The sequence below is a fragment of the Syntrophotalea carbinolica DSM 2380 genome (assembly GCF_000012885.1).
Classification (GTDB): domain Bacteria; phylum Desulfobacterota; class Desulfuromonadia; order Desulfuromonadales; family Syntrophotaleaceae; genus Syntrophotalea; species Syntrophotalea carbinolica.
On the sequence record NC_007498.2, the window covers coordinates 542,745 to 562,006 of the forward strand.

A 19,262-nucleotide genomic window follows, 5' to 3' on the forward strand; every position below is an offset into this window, starting at 1 on the left:
TGGCAACAGATATGCCAAAAACAAAAATCATATAAAATCAGTGGCTTAGGGATTTGCCCCAAAAAAAAGTCGAAATATATGCTTAAAAAAAAGGCGTCGCTGTGCGAGTAATAGGCAGATAGAGAGAAAAACACGAAGCAAAAAGGTTCTTGAAGGGAATTTAAGGGGGAAGTCGGTGGCGTTGGTCTTAAATGGCGGGGATTTTATCCAGAATCTGGGTTTTTGACGCGTTTTGGTGATTAAAAAAACGGCAACATAAAAAAGCCGCTTCCGGGGAAGCGGCTTTAAGCGCATGGCATGTAGCTGACCTGATATTCGCTGAATGGCGACCGGCCACAAACTTGACTCAGGCTTTTGTTTTGCCGGCCTTGGGCAGTGCCATGAGGTATTCGCGGTTGAGTTGGGCGATAAATTTGACGCTGATACCTTTGGGACAGGCGGCTTCGCAGTCGTAGTGGTTGCTGCAGTTGCCGAAGCCTTCTTTGAGCATGGCGTCGGTCATGGTGCAGACCCGGCTGGCTGCTTCGGTGCGACCTTGGGGAAGCTTGGCCAGTTGTCCGACCTTGGCGGCCACGAACAGCATGGCGGAACCGTTGGGGCACGCGGCAACGCAGGCACCGCAGCCGATGCATTCGGCCGCATCCATGGCGGTTTCGGCGTCGTCCTTGGGGATCAGGATGGCGTTGGCGTCGGGAACACCACCGGTACTTACCGACACATAGCCGCCGGCCTGAACCAGGCGATCCATGGCGCCCCGGTCAACGACGAGGTCGCGGATCACCGGAAATGCGCGGGAGCGCCAGGGTTCTATATAGATTTCGTCGCCATCTTTGAACTGGCGCATGTGCAATTGGCACACGGTGGTTTTTGCCTGAGGACCATGGGGATCGCCGTTGATGACCTGCGAACAGGTGCCGCAGATGCCCTCGCGGCAATCGTGGTCGAAGGCAATAGGTTCGATGCCCTGGTGGATCAGGCCCTCGTTGACGACATCCAGCATCTCCAGAAAAGACATGTCGGGGCTGATGTCAGTGGCCTTGTAGGTGTTGAGTTTACCTTTGTCGTTGGGGCCTTTCTGCCGCCAGACGTGCAGTGTCAGGTCCATTATTTGTAGCTCCTTACAGCCAGTTCAACATTTTCGAAAGTCAGCGGTTCCTTGTGCAGTTCGGGAGTCTGGTCGGCACCTTTGTGCTGCCAGGCAGCCACGTGGGCATAGTCGGCATCGTTACGCAGTGCCTCGCCGTCCGCGGTCTGATGTTCTGTGCGGAAATGTCCGCCGCAAGACTCCTCGCGCTGCAACGCATCACGGGCCAGCAATTCGCCGAATTCAAGGAAATCAGCGACGCGGCCGGCCTTTTCGAGTTCCTGATTGAACTGCTGACCGGTGCCGGGGATCTTGACGTTTTCCCAGAACTCGTTGCGCAGCGCGGGAATGCGGTCGAGCGCTTCGGTGAGGCTGGAGGCGCTACGTGCCATGCCGACATTTTCCCACATGATGTGACCGAGTTCGCGGTGGAATTCGCTGACGGTTTTGCGGCCGTTGATGGCCAGCAGGCGTCCGGCCTGCTCATCCACCTGCTCGCGGGACTGGCGAAACGCCTCATGGGTGTTGTCGACCTGTCCCGGCGAGGTGCGGGCCAGGTAGTCGGCGATGGTGTAGGGGATAATGAAGTAACCGTCGGCCAGACCCTGCATCAGGGCGCTGGCACCCAGGCGGTTGGCGCCGTGATCGGAGAAGTTGGCTTCGCCGAGGACGAACAATCCATCGATGTTGCTCTGCAGATTGTAGTCGACCCACAGGCCGCCCATACTGTAATGAGGCGCCGGGTAGATCCGCATCGGTTGCTTGTAGGCGTTTTCATCGGTGATGCGCTGATACATTTCGAACAGGTTGCCGTAGCGGGTGCGAATGGCATCCTCGCCGAGGCGCACGATGGAATCGCCGAAGTCGAGATACACGCCCCGGCCGCCGGCCCCGACGCCAAAGCCGGCATCGCAGACTTCCTTGGCAGCGCGGGAAGCGATGTCGCGCGGCGCCAGGTTGCCGAAACTGGGGTACTTGCGTTCCAGATAGTAGTCGCGCTCATTCTCGGGGATGTCCTGCGGACGCCGCTTGTCCCCAGCCTTTTTCGGGACCCAGATGCGGCCGTCGTTACGCAGCGATTCGGACATCAGGGTCAATTTGGATTGGTGATCCCCGGTGACCGGAATGCAGGTCGGATGGATCTGGGTGAAGCAGGGATTGGCAAAGAATGCGCCTTTTCTGTGGGCGCGCCAGGCTGCGGTGACGCTGCTGCCCATGGCGTTGGTCGACAGGTTGAAGACGTTGACGTAGCCGCCGGTTGCCAGGATAACGGCATCGGCTGCATGGCAGCGGATCTCGCCGGTGGTGAGGTCGCGTACCGTGATGCCCTTGGCATGGCCGTCCACCAGTACCAGATCGAGCATTTCGGTGCGGGGGAACGGCGTTACCGTGCCTGCCGCTATCTGGCGGGACAGGGCTTGATAGGCTCCCAGCAGGAGCTGTTGTCCGGTCTGGCCGCGCGCGAAGAAGGTACGGGAAACCTGCGCGCCGCCAAATGAGCGGTTTTCCAGGTAACCGGCGTAGTCGCGGGCAAAAGGTACCCCCTGGGCAACGCACTGGTCGATGATGGCGTTGCTGATCTGTGCCAGCCGGTAGACATTGGCTTCGCGGGCCCGGAAATCGCCACCCTTGATGGTGTCGAAGAAGAGGCGATAGATACTGTCGCCGTCATTCGGATAATTTTTGGCAGCGTTGATCCCGCCCTGAGCTGCAATGGAGTGGGCTCGGCGCGGACTGTCCTGATAGCAGAACGCTTCTACCTTATATCCGAGTTCGCCAAGGGTTGCTGCGGCGGAGGCACCGGCCAGGCCGGTGCCGACGACGATGATCTTGAATTTTCTTTTATTGGCCGGATTGACCAGTTTGAGGTCCTGGCGATGTTTGTCCCACTTGTCCGCCAGCGATCCGGTTGGGCATTTGCCGTCGAGTATCACAGTAAACTCCCTACTTTATTACAAGGTCGAAAAAAATCAGAACCGGTATGGAAACGAATCCGGCTGCCAGCACGATCGCCGCGGCGCGGCTCAGACGATCCAGCCAGGGGATAGCAACATCGTTGTTCATCCCCGCGCTTTGAAACAGGCTGGCAAAACCATGGCTGAGATGAAAAAACAACACCGTCATGGCAACGATGTAAGCCAGGGCGAAGCCCACCTGTTGGAAGCTGTCTACAATCATCTGGAAAACGTTCAGCAGCTCGCCGTCGAGGAACTGCACCGGAGGCCCTATGCTGCGAAAGGTGAAGTGCGCAAGATGGAAGCCGATAAAAGCGGCCAGCAGCAGTCCGCTGTAAATCATGGTTCGCCCGGCAAGGCTGCTGCGGGGGTGCTTTTTGCGTTTATAGGCCACCGGGCGTGCGCGGCGGTTTTCCAGGGTCAGGGTAATGCCGAACAGAACATGCAGAATAAAGGCTCCGGCCAGGCCCAGACGGAAGATCCATAGCAGCGGTTCGAGTTGGTGCAGATGTTTGGCATACGCATTGATGCCGTCGGCGCCAAAATAGATGGAAAGGTTGCCGAGCAGGTGCGCGACAACGAAGCCGAACAGGACAAAGCCCGTGACAGCCATAAAGAGTTTGCGCCCTACGGCGCTACGAATCAGGTTTTTCAAAGGCATGATACAGAATATCCTCTGATTGTGGGTTGAGCTGATCTGTGCAGCGGTATATAAGTCCTTGCCCATAAACCCGAAGTGTCGACACGCTGTTTGTCGTGGTCGGGTTATGCCTGGTTCAAGGTCGGCGTTGCTGGTGCGAAAGGCCGTGATGCGGGCCTGGTTTCGTGCGGTTGCCCGCCGTCCAACTAAAGGGCGGACTCCGGGGCAACCGGGCGGATCGATAAGCTTCGTAACTAAAAGGGAGTCCGACACGGGGGACATCAGCTGCCGTCCGAGGGCGTTCCGGCCTTGGCCGTAAGCAAAGAAATCGAACTTTCGAGCCGACGAGGCAAAAGGGTATACTAGTCGGCTTGCGGTTAAAATGCAAAAAAAATATTTTCACGCCAGGGTTCGTATAAGTTTGGATGTGGCATGTCATTTTCCTTTGTGTCAAAAAATAGCAGTGAATTCGGGCTGTAAAGAATGTGTATTTTTTCAAAAACATATGCTAGCATGTGCAGCTTGAGCTAAGAATAGTCGTACATAATGAGTGAATTCTATTGTGTCCGGCGATGGCTGAGTCGTTGCTTAGGTGCATAGAGCAATCCGCAGCTACGGCAACCGGGTCGTTGTTTTCAGAGGGGAAAGTGCCGGTATGATGTGGTTAGTCCAAGCTGTAGGGCGATTTTTTCAAAAGCTGGGCGCAGAATTTATCTTTTACCTTGAGCAGGCCGGACGCATGGGGATTTTTCTGGCGGCTTGTTTGTTCAGTGTTGTGAGACCGCCGTATAAGTTTGGGCCTATCCTTCGCCAGATTCATTTCATCGGTTCCCGATCCAGCTTCGTCATTCTTTTTACAGGTTCTTTTACAGGCATGGTGCTGGCTTTGCAGGGTTATTACACCCTGCGCAAGTTCGGTTCGGAGGGGCTGCTGGGGGCGGCTGTGGCGTTGAGTCTGATTCGCGAACTCGGTCCCGTGATCGCCGCCCTTATGGTGGTCGGCAGGGCCGGCTCGGCTATATGCGCCGAGGTCGGGATCATGCGCAACTCGGAGCAGATTGATGCTCTGGAGTGCATGGCCATCGATCCCTATAAATACCTGATGGCTCCCAAATTCGTTGCCGGTATCCTTTCCATGCCGTTACTTACGGCTATTTTCGATATGGCGGGTATTGTCGGTGGGTACCTCGTCGGCGTTGCCATGCTGGGGGTCAACAAAGGCGCCTATTTTCAGCAGATGTATTCCAGTGTCGTTTGGAATGATGTCGAGATGGGGTTGGTCAAATCCCTGATATTCGGATTGCTGATTATCTGGATCGGCGCAGCCAAAGGGTACTATCTGCACCTTGAGCGTTCCGGCGGTTTCGGGGCCGAAGGGGTGAGCCGCGTCACCACCGATGCGGTTGTACTTTCGTCCGTGGCCATTCTGGTATGGGATTACTTACTCAGCGCCATCATGTTGTAATCCTTCGGGCAAGGTTATTCGTCTAAAATCGACAGAGGTTCCAACGGGCTGTTAAAACGCTGGATAGCAGAGACACTCCATGAGTCAGGAAAATACAAAAATCGCCATAGAAATGATCGATGTCGAGCGTTCCTTCGGTCGACAGCAGGTTCTCAAAAAAGTCAACCTGGTGGTGCGGGAAGGAACAACGACGGTCATCGTGGGACCCAGCGGGCAGGGCAAGAGCGTCATTCTCAAGCATATGCTGGGGCTTATGAAACCCGATAGCGGGCAGGTTATGGTGTATGGGCAGGACCTGTCGCGAATGAACAAACGGCAAATGAAAGAAGTGCGCAAAGACTTCGGCGTATTATTTCAGAATGTTGCGCTGTTCGATTCCATGACCGTGTTCGACAATGTGGCTTTGCCGCTACGCGAACGGACCGACGCCAGTGAAGCGGAAATTCGCGATAATGTCGAAGAAAAACTACGGCTTATGGATCTTGCGGATATGGGCGGCAAGTTTCCGGCTCAACTCAGCGGCGGTATGAAGAAGCGTGTCGGACTGGCGAGGGCGCTGGTTATGAAGCCGCGGATCGTCTTTTTCGATGAACCGACCACCGGTCTGGATGTCAGCAAGAGTAACGAAATCTACAGACTGTTTCACAAAACACAGGAAAAACTCAAATATTCGGCTGTTATTGTCAGTCATGATGTGCCTAAAATATTCAAATTGGCCGACTACGTGGCTCTCATCCACGATGGACGGATTCTCGGCAACATGTCCCCCGAGCAGTTTCAGCTCTCGGATAATCCGATAATTCGGGATTTTGTCGAGGAGACCATGGGGCCGATTTATTCCAGCGAGAGGGAGGAACGGTTTTTCTATGAAAAGGTTTAACGTTGAGATGGCTGTCGGAATCTTTCTGGTAGCCGGCTTCATCTGTTTCGCCTATCTTTCCGTAAAGCTTGGCGATGTCGATTGGTTCGGTGATAAGACCTATGCCATAAGTGCCCGGTTCGGCTCGGTTTCCGGCCTCAAGGAAGGGGCCGTGGTCGAGTTGGCCGGTGTCAAGATCGGGACCGTCTCGCGGATCACCCTCGATCCCGAAAAATACGAGGCGGTGTTGGGTATGGATATCGATGCCAAGGTGCAGTTGCAGGAGGACAGTATCGCTTCCATCCGCACCTCCGGTATTATCGGCGATAAGTATGTCGAGGTGTCACCCGGCGGTATGGAGGATTATATCCAGCCCGGCGGTGAAATCTATGAGACCGAGTCTGCGGTCAATATCGAAAAACTGGTAAGTAAGTATATTTTCGAGAAAAAATAAAACGGGGAGGGTTATTCAATGCGACATGTAATGATGTTTTTGCTATTGGCTGCAATTGCGGGGCTATTTTCATCCGGTTGTGTTTCGGCAGTCAACCAGACCTCCGCTGCTTCCCCTGCCATCGTTGAAGAACCTTCCACTGTTCCGTCTGCGGAAGAGACGGCTTCGGTAGTTGCAACGGAGGACGCTGTCCGGGAACCTCAGGTTGATGCTTCGGCGGAAGACTTCAATGGCGATGACGATTTTACCGACGACGAGGATTTTACCAACGGTGATGTCGAAACCATCCATATCAGTGATCCTATCGAGCCACTTAACCGTGGTATGTTCTGGGTTAATGACAAACTCTATTTCTATCTGTTTAAGCCTATAGCTCGGGGCTATCGGGTGGTTCCCGAACCGGCTCGCGAATCGGTGTCCAATTTCTTCTCCAATCTCGGAACCCCGGTGCGCTTCGCCAATTCGCTGTTGCAACTCAAATTCGAGGATGCCGGCACAGAATTGGGGCGTCTGATTATCAATTCGACTTTGGGGCTCGCCGGGCTTTTCGATCCGGCCAAGTCCTGGTTCGATCTCGATAAGAAGGAAGAAGATTTCGGTCAGACCCTTGGTAGTTACGGCGTCGGTTCGGGGTTTTATATCGTATGGCCGATTCTCGGGCCCTCGAACGCTCGGGATACGGTAGGTATGGTCGGCGATTTTTTCATGGATCCTCTGCACTATGTCGAAATGAAACCCCTTGAGCGCGTCGGGTTGACCGCCGTGGATAAGGAAACCGCCCTTTCGCTGGATAAGGACACCTACGAAAGTGTAAAACAGGAAGCCCTTGATCCCTATCTGTACGTCCGGAATGCCTATGAGCAATATCGGGACGGCAAAATCGATAAATAAAGGAGTGCGGCAATGAAAATCAGGTATTTTCTGCTCTGTATTCTGATGCTTGCAGTATTCGGCTGGATGACCCCGGCGATGGCCGTGCCCGGTCCTACGGAACAGCTCCGGGTCACCCTGGATAAGATCATTGAAGTGTTACGCAATAAAGAACTGCCCCAGGACGCCATTCTGGATCAGGTTGAAACTCTGGTGCGCTCCAAGTTCGATTTCAATGCCATGTCTCAGCGAACCCTGGGCGTCAACTGGAGAAACGCCACTCCGGAGCAAAGACGGCGTTTCGTTGACCTGTTCTCCCAGCTGTTGGAGGATACGTATCGTAGCCGGATTCGTAACTACACCTATCAGGACGAGCACGTGGAATATGTCGGCGAAGAGGTTCGGGGAACCCGTGGTCAGGTCGATACCCTGGTGGTTGCCAACAAGGAGATCCCGGTAAGTTATCGGGTGCGACTTAAAGGGGACCAGTGGCTGGTGTACGATGTGATTGTGGAAGAAGTCAGTCTGGTGAGCAATTACCGCAGCAGTTACAACGAAATTATTCGTCAGGAAGGTTTTGACGGATTGCTCGTGCGCCTGGAAGACAAGATCCGCGAATTGGAAGCCGCCCAAAGTGCCGATTCAGAGCCAGGTGGCAAGGCTGGAGCGTGAGCACAGTGAGTACTGGACGATTATCCGGAGCGGCCGAAGGCCTGCCTTCCGATGCCCAAAAATGCCTTGAAGATTTACATATATTCAACGCCGAAGAGCTTGCCGCCCTGTTGCCCTATCTGGGGGAACGCAAAATTGCAGCAGGGGAGACTCTTTGGCATGAAGGTCAGGCAGGGAGTTATCTGTCTCTTATTCTGTCGGGGCATCTGGAGGCGAAAAAAGATACGGAATTTCCCGGTAAGCAGGTGGTTGTGGCCGTATTCGGCCCTGGCGCGGTAGTTGGGGAACTGTCTTTTCTGGATCAAAGTCCGCGGGCTGTGAGCGTTGTGGCTATGGAAGATGCCCGACTGGCGGTGATCGGACGCGATGAGTTCGGAAAGCTGCTTGCCGATTTTCCCGAGGTTGGGATGAAGCTCTACAGGGCGATTCTGCTGGCGCTTGCCAGTCGCCTCAAAAAATCCTACGAGCGTCTGGCGGCTATTTTTTAACGGTTGCATGGCTTGCGCATATCTATTCAAGGGGCCGGTTTCCATGGAAACCGGCCCCTTGTGTTTAGAACTCTGCTTAACGTACAACCTGCGCCGTTGAATCCTGTGGTATTCCTGTACGGGATGACTCTTCCCGGTCGGCTTATCCGAGGGCTTTGCGCGAGCTGTTTTGGCGCATGTTGCTCAGGGAGCATCGAGTCTGAAGTGGATCGGGACGATCACCGTATCGGGGCGAGTTGAGCCGTTAACCCTGGCAGGGCGGAAGCGCCATTCGGAAACTGCCCCAAGGGCGGTATCGTCGAGGATGCCATAGCCTGACGATTGTTCGATATGCACGGCAAGGACCCGGCCGTGCGCGGACACATCGACCTTCAGCAGCACCTCTCCCTCCCATCCTCTGCGTCGGGCGCTGCGCGGATAAGGCATGGGTGGGTTCTCGCCGTAGCCTAATGGGGTTGCGCGTATGATGCCGTCGCCTCCGCCGCCACCGTTAGTCCCGCTGTTCTCCCCGCTACCGTATCCCGTGTTGTCCGTGCCTGTTCCGCTTGCTGGCGACAAGGAAGCATGGCTGGCGTTGGTATCGTCTGTTGCAGATGCTGCGCCATTCAGGTTTTCCATCGAGGTGTCGGCGAGGTCCGATTCGGGTTGGTCGGAAGGTGGCTCCAATGACTTTTCAGGCTGTTGTTCAGGGGCCGAGATCGCTGCCGGCGCCGATTTTTGAGATTGGCTCTTTCGGGGAGTTCTGTGTGGTGCAGCTTTTTTTATCGGTGCAGGAGGAGTTATAGGCCGACTTGATTTGTGTGGAGGCGCCGGTTTCGGATGAGGATGCAAGACCTTCGGCGGCATTATGGCCTTTGGGCCATGCGTGCCGGGCCCTGGTGTTTTGTTCGGTTGGTTGTTGCCTCCAGGTTGCGTGCTGTAACGCAGATCCACGGCAATGGGGCCTGGTCTGGTGGCTTCCCATGACGGTGGCAGCGGCCATAAGGTCAACGCCGTGATATGGATGCCCAGGGACAGGATAATCCATGGGAGAAACGTTTCCTGCGACAACATAAGGGTGAAGCTCTTTCCAGGCTAATGTCGCCTGAGTGCGGCCAGCTTCCGGTTATGGTTTGGCCGGAAGCTGGCCACATAGAAGGATCGACTGTTTACTTGTTTGATGCCGTTCGCCTTGAAGGCAGCATCAATCAGAAGGTCAATTTGGCGCCCATGTAGCCCGCGATGCCTGCGGTGTCATAGCCCCATGTTTCTTCGTAATGTTCATTCAACAGATTTTCAATGCGACCCGAAAGGGTGAGCCATTTGGTAACTTCGTAGGACGCACCCAGGTTGAATAATGTATAGCTGGCCAGTTCAACGCGCCCGCTTGCCCACGTTGCATTGTTGTAGAAGCTGTCCTCCCGTTTGCCAACGTAGATCATGCTGAGATTCACGTTGCCTTTTTCCAGGAACCGGTAGTTGATATCTGCTGTAAACTTGTTGCGGGGACGGCGAAGCAGTTGGTCGTGGCTGTCTTCATTCTCCGTGTCGGTATAGGTGTAGCCTGCAGTGATGGTCAAGGTCTCCAGGGGGCGGCAGGTAAGAAGCAGTTCAATGCCTTTGCTGTTTGCCGAGTCGACGTTTTTATAAAGATAAATCGCCCCTGTTGGTCCCCATCCAAGGTATTCATTTACGATGAGGTCTTCAAAAGAATTCTCGAAATAGGTCAGACTGATGGTCAAGCGATCCTGCCACAGGTTCTGGTCGATGCCAACATCCCAGCCTTCGCTTTTTTCAGGATTCAGGTCAGGGTTGCCACCGAAATTGGTGTCGTAGAGCTGGACCAGAGAGGGGGCCTTGAAGCCGGTGCCCCAGGTGGCGCGAATTTTTGTTCCTGTGGAATCAAATATGTAGCTCGAAGCGACATGGTAGGTGACACGTCGACCAAATTCCTCGTGGTCGTCGAGGCGCAAGCCAAGGGTAGTGAAAAAGCGATTCCACAGTTTGAACTGATCCTGCACGTAATAGCCGGTGGTGCGGGTTTTCTGTCTTGGATAATAGGTGTTCCAAGGGCCATACGCCGATTCAGACAGAAACTTGTTTTTACCTTCCTCTTCCTCGTGTTCAATGCCCAGAGTAAGAGTATTGGTTTTGTGGAGGTAAAGATTGTGTTGCCAGTCGACTTTGTACAACGTGCTTTGGTAGCTGCTCCGCACCCAGTCCAAGGGGTGCGCGGCGTCGGTATCATCGCGGGTGGACCGGTCGTAATCCGTAATGGAGAAGCCGAGTTTTTGTTCCCATAGGTCATCGAAAAGGTACAGGCCTGCCTGGGTACGGAAAAACAGCTTTTCCTCTTCGGTCGTGTAGTTCGGATCGTCGCCCAGGGGGCCGGCGGAATTGTCGATATCCGTATCCGTCTCCATGTACCGCAGGATAAAGTCGAGATCGAAGTTCTTGGTCGGCGTAAGACCCAGTCGGAGGGAAGTGGTCAGGTTCTCGTAGCCGTCCCGTTCATGATTGCCGTCGGACCAGCGCGCGGCAGTTATGCCGTTGGAGTCCAGATAGGAAGCAGACAGAGCATAATTGACAAGTTGCGTGCCGCCGCTTAAGGACACCGTTTCATGGTGTGTTTCAAAGGATCCGCCCTCGGCGGAGAGGGTTATGCTCGGTTTGCCCTGGCCTTTTTTGGTGATGATGTTGATGACGCCACCGATGGCATCCGAACCGTAGAGGGCGCTTGCCGGTCCTCGAAGGATTTCGATACGTTCAACATTATCTGTCGTTAAATTTGCGAAGTTGAATGCTTTGCTTGGGGAGATGGGATCATTGACTTCAATGCCGTCAATAAGGACCAGTGTGTGTTCGGAGTTCGCACCACGCATAAAGACGGAGGTCTGCTGACCGTCGCCGCCCGATTGTACTACATCTACAGCGGGGACGTCACGCAGAGCTTCAAGCACCGTGCGCTGCTGCTTCTCTTCAATCTCTTCGGCCGTGACAACGGTAATAGAACTTGCTACTTCGCGGGTGGGTGTTTCGATTTTGGTGGCGGTTACAACAACCGGTTCGAGGGTGGTTACGTCGGATGCAGATGCGGTGGCAGAAAGCATCAGCAAACCGACCAGGGCCAAAGACGGGATTTTAACCATAAACAAAAACTCCTCTTTGTGCCCAGGCTGGAGGGAGCACGAAGAGGAGCATGGTTATATTCACCGTCACAGCAAAGCATCGGTGCGCCTATAACCTTGGTAACCGCTTCAGCCCACCTTCCCATGGCCCGGGGAAGATGATGTGGGATATCCGAAACGGCAGGTATACTGGCTTGCGAATCGACCTTGAGACCGCCTTCCCAGCGTTAGTGCCAGTGGCTTCCTGGTCTCTCGTCCTCGCTTACAGTGGCGGGTCCGCGGGGGATTGTACACCCCTCTTCCCTCTTAGGCTCGTAGGCACCGTCGGACAGTTCATTAAAACGTAACCGTTTTGCGTCTGCTTGTAAAGACGTTTCAAAGTATTGTGGAAAAAATTAACCTCCCCCGACCTTGGGGAACAGGGACAGCGTTTCGCCATCGACCAGTACATGCTCGGGAGGTACGTGGCGACCGTTGATCAGGGCGACGCCGAGCTCCGGTCCACTGATGTCGAGCGCAGTAAGAATGTCGCTTACAGTGGCGGCTTCGGGAACGTCCTGTTCGGCCACTTTGAAACGGTTGTCGCGAAAACCTGCAAAGAGTTTAACAGTAATTTTCATGGGGTACCTGTTTGTCGGTAAAGAAAATGCGGTTTTAGTTTATTGCGGTCGAAAAAAGAATGGGCACCCCATTGGGGTGCCCACTGGTATTGCATATCAGCGCGACTCTTAGAAGTTCCAGAGTTCGTCGATTTCTTCGGGAGTGAAGTCCCAAACCGCATTGTGAGGCGGAATCGGCTCAAGCTCGAAGAACTCGGGCAGACGGTCGTCTTCGTTGGTGAAGCCGGCCTTGGTGTTCCACTCTTTTTCCATTTTCAGAATCCTGGTACCCAGAGCGACGAAGTCGTCAACGCTCATTTCCACACCGAAGCGGGCGGCGAGCATGTCCACCAGGGCGGGCAGTACTTCAGGGATATCCAGGGCCGGGAAGGCTACGAAGATACACATACCGGTGCTGTCGACAGCGGTGGTAGCGATCTGCAGGTTGCGGGAAAGCTCAACCTGGCCTTCCTTGCTCAGAGGATCGACGAAGCCGCCGACCTTGAGGATGTTGGTGGCGATGGTGTAACCGGCAGTGTGGTCGGCACCCTGGGTCGTGGTAGCGTAGGTGATACCGATACCCTTAACCGAACGGGGGTCGTAAGCCGGGATACCCTGGTTCTTGACAACCGGTACGCGGGTCAGGCCGAAAGCCTTGCCGACGGAGCCGGTGCCGTTGCCGAGGATGCGGCCGAGAGGGGTACACTTGCCGATTTCCTCGTTCATGATGCGCAGGGCTTCTTTACCGTCACCCCAGGGCAGAACGCCGGCTTCCATGGCAACGGCGAGCAGTACGGCGCCTTCGATGGAGTCGATGCCGATGTTGTCCATGGCGTTGTCAATGCGGGCGCAATCGTCCAGGTCTTCAATCAGGCAGTTGATGCCGAGGCCCCATACGGTCTCGTATTCGAAGCCGGAGGTGATGTACTCACCTTTGTCATCGGTATAAACCTGGGAACACTGGATGATACAACCGGCATGGCAGCCATGCTTGGTGTGACCGTTGGGACGGCCGGCGATGGTGTCGTGCATGGTTTCGCCGGACACTTTGTCGTGGTGCTCGCAGGTGCCGTACTTGAAGTTTTTGGTCGGCAGGCCGCCGGCTTCGTTCAGGATGTTGATCAGAACGTTGGTGCCGTAGGTCGGCAGACCTTCGCCGGTAACGGGGTGGTCGAGCATGCCCTTGGCGAAAACTTTGGCAGCGGCACGGAATTTCTCGGGATCGGCGATGGCTACTTTGCCGGCCCCGGTAGCATCAACGGTGATGGCCTTGATCTTTTTGGAGCCCATTACGGCGCCGAGGCCGCCACGACCATGGGAACGGATCTTCTGGTCGGGGTCTTTAACCGAGATGTTGGCGGAAGCCAGGCGGTTTTCGCCGGGGATGCCGATGGTCATGACGCCGATCTTCTTGTCGAACTTCTCGTTCATGGCTTCGATGACGTCGAAGTTCTGCTTGCCAACCAGTTCGGACGCGTCCTCGAAGGTTACGCCGTCCATGGTGACATGCAGGCGGTACCATTTGTCTTCTTTGGGCAGGCCTTCGATGATCATGGCCTTGATGCCCATTTTGGCGAATTGCTGAGCGGTGGTGCCACCGGAGTTGGACTCCTTGATGGTACCGGTCAGGGGGCTCTTGGCGCCGGCGGACATACGGCCGGAGTTAGCGGCCGGGGTGCCGGACAGCTGGCCGGGGGCGAAAACCAGCTTGTTGTTGGGGCCGAGGGCATGACAGCTGGGGGGTACTTCCGCCGCAACGATGGTAGAGGTCAGGGCGCGACCACCCAAGGTTGCGAATTCGGCGGGGACTTCCTCAACTTTGCAGGTGAGGTCCGTCATGTTAACGCGAAAGATTTTATCCATTCTCTTGCTTCCTCCCAATCTTTTACTATCTGGAATGGTTCCGGGTAAAATCTCCTTTCCAAAAAGGGAGGCGCCACTGTTTCCAGCGGAACCCGTCGGCCTGTCGCCATAAGGACCTTCCCAGTAGGCAGCGAGGCTCGGAGATTGGTAGTATTGCGTCAATTCTCGATGCGATATTTCAAAGATCATCTTCAGCTTCTTGATTTATAACACAAAATAGAACGAAAGTTCAATATGGTATGGCGTATACCTTTTCAGTTTGGGTTTCGGCTTTCAGGGTAGGCGTAATATACTGAAATGGTTCGGAAAATCCATTTCTCAAATGAGTAAACAACGGGGTTTTATATTCCTTTGAAGAGTTTTTTTTCGATTTTTTTTGTTGGGAAATTTTATAAAAGTAAAAAAGGGATATAAAAAATCAGGCTAAGCAGAAGAAATATCGGAGCGAGATCCAGGGAGGTCGGGCGCGCGGGGAGATCGACGGGGGAGGCTGTTGTGGAGGTGATGTTTTTCAGGAGTCTTGTTGCGATGTGCTCCGGCTGCCGGTCGCCCAGATTCAGATAGCTGCCTCCGGTCGCTACGGCGATTTCCTGAAGGGTTTGCGGGTCGTGACGGGTCTTTAAGGGGATATCGTGAGCATCCAGGTAAAAACCGTCTATTTCGGTGGAGCCTTTTCGCCGGATGGGGATGAAAACCTCACGGGGGCTTCCCACCCCGACAGTATAAACAGGTGTTTGGTGCCCGGAACCTTGCGAGAGGCCCTGCATGATTTCCGAACGGGTATTTTCGGTGTCCTCGCCATCGGTGATGAGGATGACCGCCTTTGCCGGTAAGCCCGGCTGGCTGTCGACCATCATCAAGCCGCTGTCGATCGCAGCCAGCAGATTGCTACCGGACTCCGTCAGGTCTCCAAGCGCGGTATGGGTCGCCATGTAGCGCACGAAACCGAGGTCGCGGGTCGGCGATACGACTTCAATGCCGTTGCGGGCGAAAAAGAACAGCCCGACTTTTTCTCCATCCAGTCGTTTCAAAAGAGCCAGTACGCATTGCCGAGCGGCGTTCAGCCGGTTGGAAAGCGGGCTGGTCGTATTCACCGATGGTTGTTTCAGAACCACGTCTTCGGCCAGCATCGATTTACTGACGTCGATACCGACGGCCAGGACCAGATTTTCACTGATGGAACCGGCGCGCATGACGGTGATCTCCGGGCCGGCCAGCGCGGTAATCAGGCTGGCCAGGCCGAGCAGCGGCAGCAGGCAACGAGCCGCGCGACGCCAGCGGGGGTTGCCGTTGACGGTGGCTCTGAACCGATGACGCAGGCGGTTGAGATAGTGTTCTGTGGACAGAATCCGCCAGGCCATGGGAATGAGTAAGAAAATCAGCCAGAATAACTCGGGAGACGTGAATCGCATGACCTACCGCCTATTTCTCGACGCGGGTTTCCAGGGGCACGCCTGGCGCGAAACCAGCGACATCGGGAATGAACGCTTCCAGTTGTTCCTGGACCTCGGACATGTTTTCCTGGCGGATTTCGCTCAGGCCTATTTTCCGGTATTCGCCGAGACCTACGATGAGTTCCATATTCCAGCGCGGTAGTGAGCGATCCAGTGTTGAGCTGCTGGTCCGGTCGACGAGGTCGATGGAGCTTTTATAATCATCAATGGCGTCGGATAGGAATTTGGCGGCTTTGCGGCCGTCCTGTTCGAAATTAAGTACACTGTATGCCAGCATGACCGATACATTGCCTTTGAGGTTGAGTAGTTTCCAGTCCTGCGGGCCAGGTTGCATGCCCATGCTATCGAGATTTGCCGCGCATCGGTCGCGCAGGGAGAGCAGCTGCGAGTGGAAGGTTTGCAGTTGTTGCCGTTGTTCCGCTGCCAGATATCGATTGCCGAGCATGGCATTGATCTGTTTGAAGTGCCGGACGGCCAGTTGCCATTGCTGCCATAGACGAGCGTATTCGGCTTCCGGCATGGCCACCCCGAGGGTTTTACCCTGGAGGATGACTTGCTTGAGTTCGTCCAGGCTGGCTTGGTGGTCTTCATCCGGGGGCATGCTCGCCAGATGCGCGTTGAGTTGCTGCAGCGCCTCAAGGTGGGCGGTTTTTTCCCGGAAGCCGACAATGCCGGCCATCAGCAGCGCAACCCCTGCGACCAGCACGAGTAGCAGGCCGGCAAGGGTGGCGCGCTTATGATGTCGAAGGATATCGTTGATGTTGGACATGGTTTATTCCTCGCAATTGTCTTGAATCGTTAAATCATGATAGCCATCTGCGGCGGGCCACGGGGTACCGGGCAGAATTCTGCAACAACGGTTGCATTACAGCTTTCGCAGCGCTGGCAGGCTGCGCAACAGCAGATGCAAAACCATGAGGCCGAACCCCAGCAGCGCCAGCGATGGGCGCATCCAGCGGGGTTGAAGGGTGACACGGGTCAGGTTCCGGTTGCTTTCCAGGATGTCGATTTCCCGGTAGACCGCTTCGATCTGCTGGCGATCCAAACCCCGGGACGTAACAAAGATACGCCCCACCGACGGTTCGCCGGCTGTTGGTTCCATGGCTTTTTGCACCGCTGCGTCGACCTCGCCGCCGACCGAAATAATATAAAACCGGACCCCCACAGCTTTCATCAGGGTGATGATGTTGACCAGGTTAGGCAAACCGCCGCGCCGTACATGGGCGCGCAGGGTCGGCTCGATACGGCCGTCGGTGAACAGGATGACGGCCATCCCCGTACCCAGCCCGGCGTTGCGGATTTTCTGGGGAATGTCGAGCAACGCACCCGGTTCGCCGAGAAGAAATTCGCGCATGCCGGCAATCTGCTCGACGCTCAGTCGGTTGTCCTCCGGCAGCATGGAAAAAAAAGCGGACAGGGAAAGCCAAACCGCTTCGGAGGCATTGGTGCCGCCGCCGGCTCCCAGTTCCCGATAGATGCGTGAGTGGTTTTTGCTTCGGACCAACGCAAGCTTGGCTTTGAGCAAATCCTTGTCAAACGTCAGCGGCGCCAGCAGTTTTGCATAGCTGGAAAAAGCCACCAGGCCGATGTAGTCTTCATGGCGGCGCATGTCGATAAAGGATTCAATGCCGTCCAGAGCCAGGTCGCCAAGGGTTTGACTGGAAAACCGGCTGACCGGTCGTTTCATGGATCCGGACAGGTCGAGGGCCAGAAACAGCCATTTCGATTCAATGAATTCTTCCACCGTTTCTTTCGAGTAGCCGGGGTTGACCAGACTCATAACCAGGCACAGGTAGACGAGGCCGAAAAGAATCCCGTTATAGTTGCGTTTCCAGAATCCGGGCCGCAGTTGCGCCATTTCCGGAAGGATGGCCGGAAATGGCAGCTTGCGTCGGGTGCGTCGTCGCAGCAGCAGAAACAGCGGCGCCAAAAGCAGCAACAGCAGGGCCAGGGGATATTGCAGTTCGAAATCAGGCATCAGCATGTCCCTGTGCGGGGGGGTAATCAGTCTTTTTGGGCATATTCCGGTTGCGGTTGTGCGAAGGCCTGCAACGCACCAAGCAGCAGGGCGGTACGGTCCGGCAGATCCTTCGGCAGGGGCGCGTCTGCACCGCGTGCAAGAATCTGATCGAACCCGGCGAGCAGTTCGGCGATCGACTGGCGGCATTCCATGGGCAGTTCGGCTTCGATGCGGCGGTAGAACGAAGCATGGCTGCCGCCGCGCTTGTCCGGATCCAGATCGGCGAATTCGGCCAGGTAGTGCTTCCATACGGTGCCCAAAGCGACATATTCCGACAAGCCCGGATGCTGCTGCGCGGCTATAACCGCTGATTGTACGGCAGCGTGACAGCGCGCCAGGGCATGGTTTTCCGGTTTTTGCGCGGCCAGGCGACGGTTGCGTCGCAGCAGGGCGGCAACAGTGGCGACCAGTCCGATAAGGAGTAATCCCGCCAGAAGAAGGAGTACGGCGTGGCGTTTGGCTTTCGACGCTTCGGCAGGATCGATGCCGGGCAGGGGCTCCGGGGGGACGACCTGCAGTTCGAAACCGCTGTGCCGCTCGGGGATCATGGCAGCGATGCGCACCGGCATTTCGTCGGTTTTTGTGCGTTGTACTTTGCTGCCGGGCGCGCCACTGTCGGTGTAGTAGACCGGAATGCCGGGAATGCTGAATTCACCCGTGGCGTAAATTTTGAGTTGGCCGGTGATGCGAATGGGGCTGCGGTTCAGATCGATAGAGCTTAAGGGCACATCGTAGTGAATGTCGTACAGATTGTGGAAAATACCTGCCGGTTTGAGATTGAGGTTGGCAATGGTGCTCGATTCGATCTTGATCCGGTCGGTGAAACGGATCTCAAAGGTAAAAGGAATGGCCGAGCCGGGCGTGGCACCGTTCAGTCCGAGATCAAAACGCACCCCGATCGGGGGGACCAGGGGCATCAGCAGCGGCCTGGCCTGCGCTACGCGGATATCGTCCGCCAGCAGATTGGCTGCCTGCCAGACACTCCGGCGGCAAGGGTCGATGGAGATCTGCTGCCGGTTGGCGGTGACGGCTTCATCGGTCGGTACGGCCCCCAAAGCCTGCAGCAGGGCATGGCGTTGCCCCAGGTCGGTTGCGGTTTTCCAGGTGATATCGATGCGTTCGAGGGGGGCATGGAGTTGATCCTCGATATTCCAGGCCGGATGGGCGTAGAGGACTTGCGGATCCTGGTGTAAACGTGTCATCAGTGTCTTAAACACGTCCTTCGGCATGTCCCGGCGCAGTTTGTAGGCAGCCATGGCTGGAGCCAAGGCCGGGTCATGAAGAAAATGACTGAAGTAAGCGCCGTATCGGGCGTTAAACGCCTCGAATGACGGGGGGGCGGCCACGGCCATGCCAGCTTCGGATGTGTTCCTGTCGTTCAGGCGCACCACCAGCCAGGTAAGGTCCATCGTGGGCAAGATGCGTTTGCCGTTGTCGCCGTAAAACCAGACATCTTCCTGATAGTTCGACCAGATGCGGTCAAAACACGCGGTGCGTTGGGTCTCCATACGGTCCGCGATGGTCTGCGGCGAGTCTGCTCCCGGTCTTTCCACTTGCCCCGCGGTCTCAGCCGGCAAAACCTGTTGTTCGGGCAGTGGCTGAGCCGCAAGCGGTTGGCATATCAACAGCATCAAACAACTCAGGGCAACAGCAAGTGCCCGGCAGGCCGTCGGTCCGATAAATGATGGAGGCGCATTGCGAAGATGGTTTTTCATCGTTTTTCCCTTGGTGT

At 55.6% G+C, this 19,262-nt stretch carries 17 protein-coding genes and 2 riboswitches; of the genes, 6 read left to right on the top strand and 11 right to left on the bottom strand.

All coding sequences use genetic code 11. The features are described 5' to 3' along the window. Positions 1 to 346: 346 nt before the first annotated feature. The 3 genes from PCAR_RS02905 to PCAR_RS02915 are packed head-to-tail and all read right to left on the bottom strand — an operon-like array spanning position 347 to position 3,700. On the bottom strand, positions 347 to 1,105 hold the full coding sequence (locus PCAR_RS02905) for a succinate dehydrogenase/fumarate reductase iron-sulfur subunit (RefSeq protein WP_011340126.1): 759 nt from the start codon (positions 1,103 to 1,105) through the stop codon (positions 347 to 349). Then, positions 1,105 to 3,018 (bottom strand): fumarate reductase/succinate dehydrogenase flavoprotein subunit, encoded by a 1,914-nt coding sequence (locus tag PCAR_RS02910; protein WP_011340127.1) that lies wholly within the window; start codon positions 3,016 to 3,018, stop codon positions 1,105 to 1,107. The genes PCAR_RS02905 and PCAR_RS02910 overlap by 1 nt, the downstream gene beginning before the upstream one ends. Positions 3,019 to 3,028: 10 nt before the next feature. Then, on the bottom strand, positions 3,029 to 3,700 hold the full coding sequence (locus tag PCAR_RS02915) for a succinate dehydrogenase cytochrome b subunit (protein ID WP_011340128.1): 672 nt from the start codon (positions 3,698 to 3,700) through the stop codon (positions 3,029 to 3,031). Positions 3,701 to 4,334: 634 nt separating this feature from the next. Between PCAR_RS02915 and PCAR_RS02920 the strand changes: the two genes are divergently transcribed. The 6 genes from PCAR_RS02920 (at position 4,335) to PCAR_RS02945 (ending at position 8,487) form a co-directional block, all read left to right on the top strand. After that, the gene (locus PCAR_RS02920; protein ID WP_011340130.1) at positions 4,335 to 5,144 is read left to right on the top strand and encodes an MlaE family ABC transporter permease; all 810 of its coding nucleotides are present in this window, start codon (positions 4,335 to 4,337) and stop codon (positions 5,142 to 5,144) included. A gap of 79 nt (positions 5,145 to 5,223) precedes the next feature. Beyond that, entirely contained in the window at positions 5,224 to 6,024 is an 801-nt protein-coding gene (locus PCAR_RS02925; protein WP_011340131.1) for an ABC transporter ATP-binding protein, read from the top strand. Next, on the top strand, positions 6,011 to 6,457 hold the full coding sequence (mlaD, locus tag PCAR_RS02930) for an outer membrane lipid asymmetry maintenance protein MlaD (protein ID WP_011340132.1): 447 nt from the start codon (positions 6,011 to 6,013) through the stop codon (positions 6,455 to 6,457). The genes PCAR_RS02925 and mlaD overlap by 14 nt, the downstream gene beginning before the upstream one ends. 18 nt (positions 6,458 to 6,475) lie before the next feature. Then, positions 6,476 to 7,348, top strand: coding sequence for an MlaA family lipoprotein (locus tag PCAR_RS02935; protein WP_011340133.1), 873 nt, complete (start codon positions 6,476 to 6,478; stop codon positions 7,346 to 7,348). A 12-nt stretch (positions 7,349 to 7,360) separates the two neighbouring features. Further along, positions 7,361 to 7,999 carry an MlaC/ttg2D family ABC transporter substrate-binding protein gene (locus PCAR_RS02940; protein WP_011340134.1) on the top strand — a complete coding sequence of 213 codons (639 nt, stop codon included), beginning with the start codon at positions 7,361 to 7,363 and terminating at the stop codon, positions 7,997 to 7,999. Between the two features lie 5 nt (positions 8,000 to 8,004). Beyond that, complete coding sequence (locus PCAR_RS02945; RefSeq protein ID WP_011340135.1) at positions 8,005 to 8,487, top strand: Crp/Fnr family transcriptional regulator; 483 nt, start codon at positions 8,005 to 8,007, stop codon at positions 8,485 to 8,487. A 183-nt stretch (positions 8,488 to 8,670) separates the two neighbouring features. Here PCAR_RS02945 and PCAR_RS18735 read toward each other — a convergent pair whose 3' ends face one another. The 8 genes from PCAR_RS18735 to PCAR_RS18740 form a co-directional block, all read right to left on the bottom strand. Continuing rightward, positions 8,671 to 9,045, bottom strand: a complete 375-nt coding sequence (locus PCAR_RS18735; protein WP_158447395.1) for an energy transducer TonB — start codon at positions 9,043 to 9,045, stop codon at positions 8,671 to 8,673. A gap of 629 nt (positions 9,046 to 9,674) precedes the next feature. After that, positions 9,675 to 11,615 carry a TonB-dependent receptor plug domain-containing protein gene (locus PCAR_RS02955; protein WP_011340137.1) on the bottom strand — a complete coding sequence of 647 codons (1,941 nt, stop codon included), beginning with the start codon at positions 11,613 to 11,615 and terminating at the stop codon, positions 9,675 to 9,677. A 141-nt stretch (positions 11,616 to 11,756) separates the two neighbouring features. Beyond that, a riboswitch (cobalamin riboswitch) is annotated at positions 11,757 to 11,933 on the bottom strand. 56 nt (positions 11,934 to 11,989) lie between these two features. Next, positions 11,990 to 12,214, bottom strand: coding sequence for a MoaD/ThiS family protein (locus tag PCAR_RS02965; RefSeq protein WP_011340138.1), 225 nt, complete (start codon positions 12,212 to 12,214; stop codon positions 11,990 to 11,992). A 108-nt stretch (positions 12,215 to 12,322) separates the two neighbouring features. Then, on the bottom strand, positions 12,323 to 14,056 hold the full coding sequence (locus PCAR_RS02970) for an aldehyde ferredoxin oxidoreductase family protein (protein WP_011340139.1): 1,734 nt from the start codon (positions 14,054 to 14,056) through the stop codon (positions 12,323 to 12,325). Between the two features lie 35 nt (positions 14,057 to 14,091). Then, positions 14,092 to 14,211, bottom strand: a riboswitch (molybdenum cofactor riboswitch). A gap of 234 nt (positions 14,212 to 14,445) precedes the next feature. Next, a complete protein-coding gene (locus PCAR_RS02975; RefSeq protein ID WP_011340140.1) occupies positions 14,446 to 15,468 on the bottom strand; it encodes a VWA domain-containing protein in 1,023 nt (340 codons plus the stop codon). Between the two features lie 10 nt (positions 15,469 to 15,478). Next, positions 15,479 to 16,279, bottom strand: coding sequence for a hypothetical protein (locus tag PCAR_RS02980; RefSeq protein WP_011340141.1), 801 nt, complete (start codon positions 16,277 to 16,279; stop codon positions 15,479 to 15,481). 96 nt (positions 16,280 to 16,375) lie between these two features. Further along, the gene (locus PCAR_RS02985; protein WP_011340142.1) at positions 16,376 to 17,488 is read right to left on the bottom strand and encodes a vWA domain-containing protein; all 1,113 of its coding nucleotides are present in this window, start codon (positions 17,486 to 17,488) and stop codon (positions 16,376 to 16,378) included. Positions 17,489 to 17,514: 26 nt separating this feature from the next. Then, positions 17,515 to 19,245 carry a hypothetical protein gene (locus tag PCAR_RS18740; RefSeq protein ID WP_011340143.1) on the bottom strand — a complete coding sequence of 577 codons (1,731 nt, stop codon included), beginning with the start codon at positions 19,243 to 19,245 and terminating at the stop codon, positions 17,515 to 17,517. Positions 19,246 to 19,262 lie beyond the last annotated feature (17 nt).